Origin of the sequence: Lysinibacillus sp. A1, from assembly GCF_000801965.1 — a bacterium.
Taxonomy (GTDB): domain Bacteria; phylum Bacillota; class Bacilli; order Bacillales_A; family Planococcaceae; genus Lysinibacillus; species Lysinibacillus fusiformis.
Map to the genome: position 1 here is coordinate 229393 of NZ_JSZM01000004.1, position 12483 is coordinate 241875.

15 protein-coding genes are annotated in these 12483 nt (G+C 36.8%); 14 read left to right on the forward strand and 1 reads right to left on the reverse strand.

Annotated features, from left to right (window positions below; genetic code table 11):
* The first annotated feature begins 216 nt into the window (after positions 1-216).
* From PI85_RS03105 to PI85_RS03120, 4 genes are all read left to right on the forward strand, one after another.
* Entirely contained in the window at positions 217-1746 is a 1530-nt protein-coding gene (locus PI85_RS03105) for a DEAD/DEAH box helicase (protein ID WP_036121042.1), read from the forward strand.
* Positions 1747-1869: 123 nt separating this feature from the next.
* Complete coding sequence (locus tag PI85_RS03110; RefSeq protein ID WP_036121039.1) at positions 1870-2349, forward strand: PH domain-containing protein; 480 nt, start codon at positions 1870-1872, stop codon at positions 2347-2349.
* The gene (locus PI85_RS03115) at positions 2342-3820 is read left to right on the forward strand and encodes a PH domain-containing protein (protein WP_036121035.1); all 1479 of its coding nucleotides are present in this window, start codon (positions 2342-2344) and stop codon (positions 3818-3820) included. Before PI85_RS03110 ends, PI85_RS03115 begins: the two co-directional genes overlap by 8 nt.
* A 107-nt stretch (positions 3821-3927) precedes the next feature.
* Positions 3928-4503 carry a GNAT family N-acetyltransferase gene (locus PI85_RS03120; protein WP_036121033.1) on the forward strand — a complete coding sequence of 192 codons (576 nt, stop codon included), beginning with the start codon at positions 3928-3930 and terminating at the stop codon, positions 4501-4503.
* Positions 4504-4576: 73 nt separating this feature from the next.
* Here PI85_RS03120 and PI85_RS03125 read toward each other — a convergent pair whose 3' ends face one another.
* Positions 4577-5200, reverse strand: a complete 624-nt coding sequence (locus PI85_RS03125) for a rhomboid family intramembrane serine protease (RefSeq protein ID WP_036121030.1) — start codon at positions 5198-5200, stop codon at positions 4577-4579.
* A gap of 64 nt (positions 5201-5264) precedes the next feature.
* On the opposite strand from PI85_RS03125, the gene acpS reads away from it, so the two are divergent.
* The 10 genes from acpS (at position 5265) to sigB (ending at position 12425) form a co-directional block, all read left to right on the forward strand.
* The gene (gene acpS, locus PI85_RS03130) at positions 5265-5618 is read left to right on the forward strand and encodes a holo-ACP synthase (protein ID WP_036121028.1); all 354 of its coding nucleotides are present in this window, start codon (positions 5265-5267) and stop codon (positions 5616-5618) included.
* A 125-nt stretch (positions 5619-5743) separates the two neighbouring features.
* Positions 5744-6802, forward strand: a complete 1059-nt coding sequence (locus PI85_RS03135; RefSeq protein WP_036121026.1) for an outer membrane lipoprotein carrier protein LolA — start codon at positions 5744-5746, stop codon at positions 6800-6802.
* A 195-nt stretch (positions 6803-6997) separates the two neighbouring features.
* On the forward strand, positions 6998-8119 hold the full coding sequence (gene alr, locus PI85_RS03140) for an alanine racemase (RefSeq protein WP_036121023.1): 1122 nt from the start codon (positions 6998-7000) through the stop codon (positions 8117-8119).
* Between the two features lie 284 nt (positions 8120-8403).
* Positions 8404-8667 (forward strand): hypothetical protein, encoded by a 264-nt coding sequence (locus PI85_RS03145; RefSeq protein ID WP_036121020.1) that lies wholly within the window; start codon positions 8404-8406, stop codon positions 8665-8667.
* A 4-nt stretch (positions 8668-8671) separates the two neighbouring features.
* Complete coding sequence (locus tag PI85_RS03150; RefSeq protein WP_008177055.1) at positions 8672-9022, forward strand: type II toxin-antitoxin system PemK/MazF family toxin; 351 nt, start codon at positions 8672-8674, stop codon at positions 9020-9022.
* 364 nt (positions 9023-9386) lie between these two features.
* Positions 9387-9788 carry an anti-sigma regulatory factor gene (locus PI85_RS03155; protein ID WP_008177053.1) on the forward strand — a complete coding sequence of 134 codons (402 nt, stop codon included), beginning with the start codon at positions 9387-9389 and terminating at the stop codon, positions 9786-9788.
* A 57-nt stretch (positions 9789-9845) separates the two neighbouring features.
* Positions 9846-10796 carry a PP2C family protein-serine/threonine phosphatase gene (locus PI85_RS03160; RefSeq protein WP_042737499.1) on the forward strand — a complete coding sequence of 317 codons (951 nt, stop codon included), beginning with the start codon at positions 9846-9848 and terminating at the stop codon, positions 10794-10796.
* 63 nt (positions 10797-10859) lie between these two features.
* The gene (locus PI85_RS03165) at positions 10860-11192 is read left to right on the forward strand and encodes an STAS domain-containing protein (RefSeq protein WP_036121014.1); all 333 of its coding nucleotides are present in this window, start codon (positions 10860-10862) and stop codon (positions 11190-11192) included.
* Positions 11192-11662 carry an anti-sigma B factor RsbW gene (gene rsbW / locus PI85_RS03170; protein ID WP_008177047.1) on the forward strand — a complete coding sequence of 157 codons (471 nt, stop codon included), beginning with the start codon at positions 11192-11194 and terminating at the stop codon, positions 11660-11662. The genes PI85_RS03165 and rsbW overlap by 1 nt, the downstream gene beginning before the upstream one ends.
* Positions 11640-12425 carry an RNA polymerase sigma factor SigB gene (sigB, locus tag PI85_RS03175; RefSeq protein WP_025114282.1) on the forward strand — a complete coding sequence of 262 codons (786 nt, stop codon included), beginning with the start codon at positions 11640-11642 and terminating at the stop codon, positions 12423-12425. The genes rsbW and sigB overlap by 23 nt, the downstream gene beginning before the upstream one ends.
* The last annotated feature ends 58 nt before the right edge of the window (positions 12426-12483 follow it).

The window sequence follows — 12483 nt, forward strand, 5'->3', positions numbered from 1 at the left end:
GGTTTTATTCTAAAGTGAATAATTACGACAGAATCGAACCGCTCGGTAAAGACCGGGCTTTCCTTTTCATATAAGAGAGCTCTTCATGAATGATCATGTAGAGAGAATTTTTAAGTAACGGAAACGTTCCACTACACAGGCTCGAATTTGCCGACAACTTCATCTGAAAATGTAACCATTTGTCAACTTAAAAGGAAAAAAAGGAGATTGAGAAGTTTGACAAATTTTTCAGAATTAAATATTAGCGAATCTACATTACGCTCTGTAAAGCGTATGGGATTTGAAGAAGCAACACCAATCCAAGAAGGTACTATTCGTTTTGCTATTGAAGGCCGTGATGTATTAGGTCAAGCACAAACGGGTACTGGTAAAACTGCCGCTTTCGGGATTCCACTAATTGAAAAAATTGACCCAAAAAACCCAAATATCCAAGCATTGGTTATTGCTCCAACTCGTGAATTAGCTATTCAAGTATCTGAAGAGCTTTACAAGATTGGCTATGATAAACGTGTGAAATTATTATCAGTTTACGGTGGGCAAGAAATTGGCCGTCAAATCCGTGCACTGAAAAATAGACCTCAAATCATTGTTGGTACGCCAGGACGTATTATTGACCATATCAATCGTCGTACGTTGAAATTAGAAGATGTGCAAACATTAGTACTGGATGAAGCTGATGAAATGTTAAACATGGGCTTTATCGATGATATTAATGCCATCTTAGAAAACGTTCCTACTGATCGTCAAACATTACTGTTCTCAGCAACAATGCCACCAGCAATTCGTAAAATTGCGGAAACATTTATGCGTGATCCAGAAATCGTAAAAATTAAAGCAAAAGAATTAACTGTTGATAATATTGATCAATATTTCGTGAAATCAGCTGAACGTGAAAAATTCGATGTTTTATCTCGTTTATTAAATGTTCACCAACCAGAGCTTGCTATTATCTTTGGTCGTACAAAACGTCGTGTAGATGAGCTAGCACAAGCTTTATCAATTCGTGGCTACCTTGCTGAAGGTATTCATGGTGATTTAAGCCAAGCTAAGCGAATTTCTGTATTGCGTCAATTTAAAGAAAATAAAATTGATATCCTTGTTGCGACGGATGTGGCGGCACGTGGTCTGGATATTTCTGGTGTCACACACGTATACAACTTCGATATTCCACAAGACCCTGAATCTTATGTTCACCGTATTGGTCGTACAGGTCGTGCAGGTAAATCTGGTCTTGCTGTTACGTTTGTAACGCCACGTGAAATGGGTTACTTACGTATTGTAGAAGAAACTACGAAAAAACGTATGACTCCACTTCGTCCGCCAACATCAGATGAAGCATTAGTAGGTCAACAACGATTAGCTCTTGATACTCTTGAAGGTCTTATTGCTAATAACAACTTAGGTGATTACCGTACACTTGCTTCAGAAATACTTGATAATCATGAGGCGATTGATGTTGTAGCAGCTGCTCTTCGCTCATTAACGAAAGAGCCAGATGATACACCGGTAACAATTTCAGAAGAACGTCCATTACCAATGCGTCGTGAACGCTCTAGCAATAATCGTGGCGGTGGTGATCGTGGTCGCGGTGGTAATAATCGTAACTACGGTGGACGCCGTGACTCTCGTGGTGGAGATCGCCGTAATAGTAATAGTAGCAGTCGTCGTGAAGGTGGTCGCCGTGAAGGAGGCCGTCGTGAAGGTGGACAAGGTCGTTCTCGTTCTCCTCGACGCCACGAAGATTAATTTTCATAAGTGGATATTTAAACCTTGCAGTCATACTGGCTGTAAGGTTTTTTTTCGTATATAGTTGAAACAAAATGGTCATGAATTCCGTATAAACTAATATAGAAAAGAGGGGGAACGACAATGAGAGCTCAACCAGTGCATCAAATTTCCCGTAAAGGGTTAACTGTATGGCGGTTATATGGTGTCATACAAACAGTGGTGCTATTAATTGCAGCAGGAATCGTAAGCTATGGTACTTATTATTTTGAGTGGCCAACGTTTATTTACTACATAGCTGGGGCAATTGTAGGATTAAGTGCCATTTTATCAGTTTTTATTTTTCCTAAAATTAGATGGGAACGATGGCGCTATGAAGTGCGAGAACATGAAATTGAAGTTCAACATGGCTTATTTGTAGTAAAACGTACGCTCATACCAATGGTTCGTGTCCAACATGTTGATACGACACAGGGACCGATTTTAAAGAAATATGATTTAGGTAATATCTCCATATCAACGGCAGCAACCGTACATACAATTCCCGCACTTATCATGGACGAAGCAGATTCACTTCGTGCTCGTATCTCTGAATTAGCAAGGGTGGCGGAAGATGATGTCTAAGGAGATTAATCGTTTACATCCTATATCAGCAGTAATTACGAGCGTCAAAGCATTAAAAAGTATGATATTACCTATTGCGATCATTATCATAACGAATGGCTTTAACTTTTCACTAAATTTCCGTAGTGATCATTTTTTAAATACCATTTTACTCTTCGGTGTCTGGGGAGTAGCCGCACTCCTTGCATTAATTGGGGGCATTATAAAATGGCGGACATTTGTTTATTGGTTTGAGGATGGAGAACTCCGTATCAAATATGGATTGTTTGTTAAAAAGAAGCGTTATATTCCGTTTGAACGTATTCAAAGTTTGAACTATAATGAAGGAATTTTCCACCGTATTTTTGGATTAGTCAAAGTTCAGGTGGAAACAGCAGGGAGTAAAGGTGGCAAACCCGAAGTAGAACTTACTGCAATTCGTAAAGAAGCGGCAGATGTGATTGAACTAGAAATGCGCCGTGTCAAAAATGAAGGTGTAACCCAACAATATGCAGAACAGACGGAGGTCGCAGACAATTCAATTTCAATTTCCGCGCCGACTATTTACCATATGTCCATGCGTGACTTACTAGTGTTAGCCACAACTTCTGGTGGGATTGGTGTTGTGTTATCTGGTCTTGCTGCTATCGCCTCTCAGTTTTCAGATATTATTCCTTATGAAACTGTTTTCCATGAGTTGGCTGATTTTGTGAAAGTCGGGGCTTTTTTAATAGCGATATCAGTTATGTTAATTTTAATAGTAGCCTGGGTTGTTTCTGTCCTTATTACCCTGATTAATTACTATGATTATACAGTCCGTATCGAAGAAGATAAGCTGATCATAACTAAAGGACTTTTAGAGAAAAAGCGTATAGCCTTACCTTTAAACCGAATCCAGGCTATTCGTATTGTTGAAAATCCATTACGTCAATTAACAGGCTTTGCAACGGTTGTTGTTGAGAGTGCTGGAGGTAACGGTGAAGAGGGGAAAGATAAAAAAATTACCTTATTCCCACTCATTAAGAAACAAGATTGTATGCAGACATTAGAGGATCTTTTTCCAGATATGAATTGGAATCCTTCCTTTACTCGATCACCTAAAAAAGCAAGACCTTTCTTTTACCGCATAGATTTTATTTGGCTTGTCCCTATTATTGGTGCATGTATTTATTTCTTCTACCCGTATGGTTTATTGTCATTGCTATTAATACCATTAACGATATTACTTGGGGTTTGGCAGCATAAAACAGCAGGCTATCAAATAGATGGGAAGCAACTGGCTTTACAATATAGAGTATTCAGTCGAATCACATTGATAGTGGAGAAAAAGCGTATACAATCGATGGGAAGTACACAATCGTATTTTCAAAAAAGAAAAAATGTTATGTCTATAAAAGCAACAGTCATGTCTGGAGCATCCGGTACAACGGGTATAGTTTCGAGTCTGGAACAACGAGATGCTGAAACAATATTATCTTGGTATGAACATTAAATGCAAAGCTAATTCTTTCAAATTTATGGAAGGATTAGCTTTTTTGCATACAAATATTTGGTAATGAAGTTTATAATAAAATAAATAGAACAAAAGGGGTGGGGACTATGTTTAAATATGATATTAATGAAGACGCTTATTTGAAATTATTGGATTTAAGTGATGTTCATGATTTATTTACATTGACTGATCGTTCAAGGAATACATTACGTGAATGGTTACCTTTTGTAGATGGTGTTCAAACAGTTAAAGATACAGAGGCATTTGTAAAAAAGGCTATGCAACAATACGCTGATAACGATGGGATACAGGCAGGAATTTACTATGATGGACAGCTCGCGGGTGTCATTGGGTATCATCAAATCAACTGGCAACATAAATGGACAAGTATTGGCTATTGGTTAGGGAATGAGTTTGTAGGCAAAGGGCTTGTAACAAATTCAATGAAAGCATTAATTGATTATGCCTTTCATTATTTGAAGCTACATCGTATTGAAGTACGGGTAGCAGTTGGAAATATTCGCAGCCGTACGATTCCAAAAGTGTTGGGCTTTCATGAAGAAGGGCGATTAAGGGATGCGGAGTGGCTGTATGATCATCATGTAGACCAAGTGGTTTATGGTATAACGGCAGCTGAATGGAAAAAAATTAAGATGGCCAATGAAGCGACGGTCGTCCTGTAAAAAGCGATTCATACAAAGAGGAGCAGTGCCATGGGATCTAATTTAAAACCCATAGTGCTGCTCCTCTCTTAAATTATGGTCTACCCGCCATTTTTTGTTTGCGCCAGCTTAAAATTCTTTTTGGATGTAAATAAATAAGCCCTAGAATGAATCCGGTTACCAGCCCACCTAAATGTGCAAAAACGTTTACATTCGGTTGAAGAAAAGTCATAATGACACTGATAATGATGATTGGTAAAATAAGCTTACGAAGCATTGGCATTGTTCTACGTGTATAGTACACTAATGCCCCAAAAGCACCAAAAATTCCAAAAATAGCTCCACTTGCACCAAGACTCGCATAACTACTATCATAGAATATGTAGGTTGCCATGTTGCCAACAATACCCGATACTAAATAAATTGTAATAAAACGGGCTTTACCTGCAATTTTTTCAAGCTCTGGTCCAAAGAGATATAAGGAAAACATATTAAAAAACACATGCATAAACCCTGCATGTAAAAACATAGCAGAGAATACACGCCACCACTCACCTTTTTGAACGAGGAAATTCGCTTGAATTCCGTAATTCCACAAAAGAGTTCCTACACCGGGTAAAAGAGACAATACATAAAGAATTAAATTGATTGCTATTAACGTTGACACAACAGGATAATACTTTGTATATTGCTTAAAATTTTCTGTTCTACTAAACATGGCTCCACCTCAATTTACAATTATTATACATGCCTTGTTGGAAATAGGTAAAGGAGAAGGTCACATGATTAAGGGAATTGGTCTTGATATTGTAGAAATAGACCGTATTGAAAAAGCGATGAAGCGTACAGATAAATTTAAAGACCGAATTTTATCAACAAGGGAAAAAAAATTATTTGATGGTTACTCAGAAACTCGTAAAATAGAATTTTTAGCAGGACGCTTTGCTGCGAAAGAAGCATTTTCGAAAGCGATGGGTACTGGCATTGGCGAACAATGTAAACTTCATGATATGGAGATATTACGAGGAGAGGCTGGAAAACCCGTTTTATATTTTAAGGGGGAGATTGCCAATGGTTTTGTTAGTATTACGCATTCCAAGCAATATGCAGCTGCGCAAGTAATCTTATTAGAATAGGAATGAAGTTGTCTAAAAAGGTTAGCCAGTAAATTTAAATATATTGCCTTTTCTACAAATGACATAACTGACAAATACGGTTCATATATTGTCGTAGTGGATTTGAAAGAAGAAAGGGTGAAAGCGTGGGCAACCGAATAGTTAAATGGCTCGTCTTATTTTGTACGATATTACTTCTGTCGGCATGTGGTACAGCCTCACAGGAAAAAGTGTTGAAGAAAGTGAATGGTAAGTGGGGAGAGACAAATGGCTATGAATTAAATGCTACGATGGAGATCAAATCTGGTGGGGAGCCTAGAAATTATAATGTAACAGTATGGCATACTAAACCTGATTTCTATCGTGTAGAAGTTATGGAAAGTGGAAAAGATGTTTCTCAAATGATTGTGCGTAATGCGGATGGCGTATTTGTTGTAACACCAACATTAAACAAAATGTATAAATTCCAAAGTGATTGGCCTAAGAAGAATAGTCAAGCATATCTAATAGGAGCTCTTGCAGAAGATTTAGCAGAAGATAAAAATCTTGTCATGAAAGAGGAAGAGAAAGCATATATATTTGAAGCGGCTACTAGAAATAGCTATAAAAATAGTATGCCTCATCAGGTGATTACAGTAGATAAGAAAACTTTACTACCAACTTCTGTTGTCATTATGAATGATGTGAAAGAAGAACAAATTCGAATTACATTTAAGAAAATTAAACTAGGTGTGCAGCATGCTGCCAAAGAGTATGCAGTTGAGCAATTTACAGATAAAGATAACACTAAAGGTGAACAAGCTACACCAGCAGAGAAAGATGGTAACGAAGACAAAGAAGATAAAGAAGCAGTTGGTGCAGAGGTAGAATATCAAGAGTTCCAAACTAGCTACCCAGTATTAAATTGGGCACAATTGGCGAATGAAAAAGTTGTTCAAGAAAGTGGTATGGAACGCGTTATCTTAACGTTTGAAGGAGAAAAAGCCTTTACAGTTATGCAACAGCCAGTGATAAAGGAAAACTCTATGTTACCAGTATCTTCGCCTGGTGATCCAGTTGATTTAGGATTTACAATAGGTGCGATTACAGATACTTCAGTTAGTTGGGAAAAAGATGGTGTTGAATTCTTTGTAGCTTCCAGTAAACTAACGCGTGAAGAAATGATTGAAGTTGCTACATCTATGACGATAGGTAGTATGAAGTAACTTTTCTAGCTACAGCTTTCTAGTTCATGAAAGCTGTAGCTTATTGACAATATAAAAATTTGTGGTTTAGAAAATGTTAAGTGATTGTCTATAAAGTAAACGTTTCAGGACTAATAAACGTATAATTGTACAAGCTAAATAAAAAATATGTATGTAGTACATAATGTTTTAATTAAAAATAAAGAGGGTATTCTTATGAAGACACAGCAATATTTTCGACCAACGAAAGCAATGATAAATTTACAAGCAATCCAACAAAACGTCAAAAATTTAAAAAAATTTATACGACCTAATGTTCAAATAATTGCTGTAGTAAAGGCGAATGCATATGGTCATGGAGATGTAGCCGTAGCACAGGCAGCTCTTGAGGCTGGTGCCACAATACTTGCAGTGGCAACGCCTGATGAAGCATTACATATTCGAGCACATTTTGAAGACCCAGACATACTAATATTAGGTGCATCTCCAGTTTCCTTTGCTCCTTTCGCAGCTCAACAGCGTATTATGCTCACTGTGTATGGAAGTGAGTGGGTACAGCAAGCAGCACCACTTATAGCCAATGAAGCGCTTCCTTTACAGCTACATATGAAAGTAGATAGTGGTATGGGTAGAATCGGCATTCGCTCTGAGCAGGATTTGTTAGCATTGTATCAAACAATTGAGTCCACTGATAATGTAGAGTTGAACGGAATATTTACGCACTTTGCAACAGCGGATGAGAAAGATACAACTTATTTTGATCAGCAAGTACAATTTTTTGAAAGCTGTTTAGCAGTATTGCCGATAAAGCCGCCACTTGTTCATGCATCTAATACAGCTGCTTCATTAGTAAAGGATTCTAACTTACAGTATGATGCTGTTAGATATGGGATTTCAATGTATGGTTTATCACCGTCCTCCTATGTAGAGAGTATCCTACCCTTTGCCTTACAACCTGCATTTTCACTAGAAAGTGAACTTGTTCATGTGAAGGAAATAAAAAAAGGTGAATCTGTAGGCTATGGAGCTACATATGTTGCGCCAACAGAAATGTGGATTGGAACACTTCCAATAGGTTACGCAGATGGTGTTATTCGTAAGTTAGGTGGACAAGAGGTTTTAATTGATGGACAGAGAATGCCGATTGTTGGACGAATTTGTATGGACCAATGTATGGTTGCCCTACCAAAAGCATATGCTATAGGTGAGAAGGTAACACTTATTGGCCAACAAGGACAGAATAGGATTTCCATCGATGAATGGGCAACTAAGCTTGAAACGATTAACTATGAAATACCATGCATGATCACAGCAAGAGTTCCTAGAATATACTTTTAATGAACACACTTATGCCAATATATTTTAGCTTTCAACTTATGCCAGTATGAAGAATTTGGTCAATTAATAAGCACTGGAGATCCTATTTCTTTTCCAAATGAATCATAATTGGTAATAAGTTGCAATAATAATTATTCGTCATATACCTTCGACAGCCAACATATTTTTACAATTTGTACTTCAAATTGTCAGATATTTTGTCATTTCATGTCTTTTCAACAATATCTTTCAATGATAGAATGGGAAGTAATGAAAAGTGTATGGTTCCGTTGGAGGTGCTTGCTGTGTACGAAAAAAAGTTAAGAGAAGCTACAATTGCTGTTCAAGACAGACTATTTCTACAAACAAAGGAAGTAATTGAAGGTGAATCTTTTGTGCGTTCTTTAGCGCGCAAAAATTTAATGCAGGAGCAACCAAATCAAATACGGGAAGCTATGATTAAAGGATATGTTGAAATGTCTCATATTAATTTAATGATCGCGAGTGAATGCTTGCATGCAGAATATGAAGCACAACATATGGTGGAGCGTCTCGTAAGCGGGGGATGACACTTTGAATGTAAAACGTGGTGACGTTTTTTTTGCAGATTTATCACCGGTAGTAGGCTCTGAACAAGGGGGCACTAGGCCGGTGCTGATAATTCAAAATGATATTGGCAATCGATTTAGTCCGACTGTCATCATCGCGGCTATCACTGCACAGATTCAAAAGGCAAAGTTACCGACACACGTTGAAATCAATGCTGAAAAGTATGGTTTTGAACGTGATTCGGTTATTTTGCTAGAACAAGTGCGGACAATTGATAAGTCAAGATTGACAGATCGTATTACACAACTTGATCATGCTGTGATGGAAAAAGTTGATGGTGCGTTGATGATCAGTTTAGGTCTAGTTAAATTTTGATATACATATGTGTATAGAAAGCATCGAGATAATTGATATCTCGATGCTTTTTTGTCTTTTCTATTCCTTCATTTATTTCGTATACTTTGGAATTCTTATGTCATTAGAACTTAGGAGGAATGTTGAAATGTTTGATGGTAGCAAAAAATCTCTTCGTTATTATGCTATGACGTATTTGATAAATAATAAAAAAAGATTTAAGATATACACAAGATTTTTAATAAAAATAGATTATTGAAAAAATTCTTAAAGGTATATGAAAATATACATAGAATATTCCATTTATAAAAACTATATAGTTTGTGTGTAATATGTCGAATAAAAGTAATAGGTTATTACTCCGTAAGGAAATGGAGGGACAGCAGTGACAAGTAAGTCTTCGGTTGAAATTATTACAGAGTGGGATATTATTACAGCAAGACAACTGGGGCGTAATGAGGCAAAGGCACTTGGATTTGGCACTGTTGATCAAGCTCGTATAACCACAGCTATTAGTGAATTAGCAAGAAATATTTATTTATATGCCAGTATAGGTATAATTGAAATTGAAAGAATTGAGACAGAAACTGAAAAGAAAATAGTAGTTGTTGCAACTGATCAAGGACCTGGAATTAAGGATATTCGCAAAGTAACAGAGGATGGTTATTCTACATCGGGGGGGCTAGGTGCTGGCCTTCCGGGGGTTAAGCGATTGATGGACAGCTTACACATCCAATCTGTCATTGGAGAGGGTACAACAATAAGGACCGAAAAATGGCTGCGTTAGGACGTGAAGAAATTGAAACAATTAGAAGCTCAGTATAAAAAAATATTGTCAGATTATATGTTGAATCAAACAGAAAAAAATTTATATATTGCTCAAAATTTCACACGTCAATTAATTCAAAAAAGTATAGCCCCTGAGGATGTTGTTAGTATTCATAAAAATGCTGTAGAAGCAATATTTCCTAATCGAATGGGTGAATCGCAGCCAGCATATGATTTTCTTATTGAAGTTATGGTGCATTATGGTATGGCACATCGAGAGCATCAAAGTTTACTACAAAAACAGGCTGAGTATGAATTGGAAATGAGGATTGCAACTAACATTCAAAAGACCTTATTAAAATCATATGTGCCTGAGCTACAGAGTATTGATATAGGAATGATTTCTATTCCTATTCGTAAAATGAATGGTGATTATGTTCATTTTTTTCATGATGGAGAGGAATATTTAAGTGTGGCAGTAACAGATGTTGTAGGAAAGGGAGTACCTGCTGCCTTATGTATGTCTATGGTAAAATACGGACTTGAGACATTGGGTTATGCCTATAAAGATCCTTCGTATGTTTTAGAAGTCATTAATAGGGTAATAGAAAAAGGTGTTGATGATAGTATGTTTGTTTCTATGTTCTATGGATGCTTAGATATTCGCCAAAACATATTTTCCTATGCATCTGCAGGACATGAGCCGGCTTTGCATTATAGAGCCAAGCAAGATGAATTTATTCCTTTAGAAGCTAAAGGTTTATTACTAGGTGTGTTATCTGAAACCAAATATACCTTTCATGAAATTGTTTTAGAGGAAGATGATTTGATCATCATGATGACCGATGGAGTAACAGAATTTAGAGGGCAGGATGACTTAAATTCAAGAGAAATTATTTCAGCACTCATAAAAGAAAATAAGGACTTATCAGCTCAACAATTGTGTTTGCTTCTATATAGAGAGATAGAGAAAATACAGGATTTTAAACTGACAGATGATTTTACTGTAGTTATTTTAAAAAAATAGGTTTACGTTTTAATGAAACAGGGAACAGAAAATAGTCTAACAAATATGGTGGAGGTGTGCTATATGGACGTTACAATACATTTTAAAGAAATTGATCATAAATTATTTGGCTATGTTGAAGGTGAAATTGATACGTTTACGGCATCAGGATTACGTGAAGAATTGGAAGCTGTAAAAATTACAGAAGGATTGGAAATTGAACTCGATTTATCAAAAGTAAATTACATGGATAGTACAGGACTCGGGATTTTTGTTGCCTTTTATAAAAGAACATTACGTGAAAACGGCAAGGTGAAGCTCGTTGGTTTATCGACTAGATTACAAAGATTGTTTGAAATTACAGGACTGAGTGATTTGATGGATATCGAAACTGATAAAAAGGTGGAATTAAGATAATGAAGGAATTTGACTATATTGAAATTAGAGTTCCTGCTAAACCGCAATTTGTCAGTGTTATTCGGTTAACTGTCTCTGGCTTAGCAAGCAGGATTGGCTTTAATTATGATGATATCGAAGATTTGAAAATTGCTGCAAGTGAGGCTGTCACTAATGTCGTGCATCACGCTTATAAAGAAGATGAAGAAGGCGAAATCGTCATCGGCTGTGCGTTATACGACAATAAAATGGAATTGATGATTGCTGACTACGGCAATAGTTTTAATTTCGAGGAGATTAAAACTAAAATTGGACCGTACCATCCTGAGGAAAATATTGCAGGGCTAAGAGAAGGTGGATTAGGGCTTTATTTAATGGAAACTTTGATGGATGAGGTGATGATCAATAACGATGGTGGCGTAACTGTCTTTATGACAAAGTATGTCACTAGGGAGCAGGTGGAAAAAAATGTCGAAAGAATCACTACATAAATCTTCATCCAAGGAAGATGTATTAAAGTGGATTGAATTGTACCAATCAACGGAGGATGATGAAGCGCAAACGAATCTAGTGATTCATTATCGATATCTAGTTGAGTCAATAGCACGTAAGTATTCGAATGGTAAATCTTATTATGATGATATTGTTCAAGTAGGGATGCTGGGTTTATTAGGTGCAATAAGACGTTTTGATCCAAATGTTGGCCGTAGTTTTGAGGCATTTGCTGTACCGACTATTGTTGGGGAAATCAAGCGCTTTTTACGTGATAAAACATGGGATGTTCATGTGCCTAGACGCATAAAAGAAATTGGGCCGAGAATCAAATCAACGGTGGAGGCGCTGACTATTGAATTGCAGCGTTCTCCATCCATTCAAGAAATTGCCGAGCGTTTAGAGGTAGCGGAGGAAGAAGTATTAGAGGCTATGGAAATGAGCCGTAGTTATCAAGCTCTTTCTATGGATCATTCAATAGAGTCAGATTCAGATGGTAGTACTGTAACACTATTCGATATTTTGGGTAGGGAAGACGACGGCTATGAAATGACTGATAAACGAATGATTGTTTCCGAGGCAATGGTTGTTTTGAATGAAAGAGAAAAACAAATCATTCAGCTTACATATTTAGAGCAACTAAGTCAAAAAGAAGCTGGAGAACAATTAGGGATTTCTCAAATGCATGTATCTAGAATACAAAGAAAAGCAATCAAGAAATTACAAGAGGCTATTCTAGCAAGTGGCAGTGTGTCGCTCTAATCCATCAATGGGTGTGCTGTGAATCATACTAAACACCCTTTAAATGCAAAAAAATAGT

Coding starts and splice junctions, on each gene's coding strand:
- PI85_RS03110 (WP_036121039.1), top strand. CDS start 1,870: ATGAGAGCTCAACCAGTGCATCAAATTTCCCGTAAAGGGTTAACTGTA.
- PI85_RS03115 (WP_036121035.1), top strand. CDS start 2,342: ATGTCTAAGGAGATTAATCGTTTACATCCTATATCAGCAGTAATTACG.
- PI85_RS03120 (WP_036121033.1), top strand. CDS start 3,928: ATGTTTAAATATGATATTAATGAAGACGCTTATTTGAAATTATTGGAT.
- PI85_RS03125 (WP_036121030.1), bottom strand. CDS start 5,200: ATGTTTAGTAGAACAGAAAATTTTAAGCAATATACAAAGTATTATCCT.
- acpS (WP_036121028.1), top strand. CDS start 5,265: ATGATTAAGGGAATTGGTCTTGATATTGTAGAAATAGACCGTATTGAA.
- alr (WP_036121023.1), top strand. CDS start 6,998: ATGAAGACACAGCAATATTTTCGACCAACGAAAGCAATGATAAATTTA.
- PI85_RS03160 (WP_042737499.1), top strand. CDS start 9,846: ATGTTGAATCAAACAGAAAAAAATTTATATATTGCTCAAAATTTCACA.
- PI85_RS03165 (WP_036121014.1), top strand. CDS start 10,860: ATGGACGTTACAATACATTTTAAAGAAATTGATCATAAATTATTTGGC.
- rsbW (WP_008177047.1), top strand. CDS start 11,192: ATGAAGGAATTTGACTATATTGAAATTAGAGTTCCTGCTAAACCGCAA.
- sigB (WP_025114282.1), top strand. CDS start 11,640: ATGTCGAAAGAATCACTACATAAATCTTCATCCAAGGAAGATGTATTA.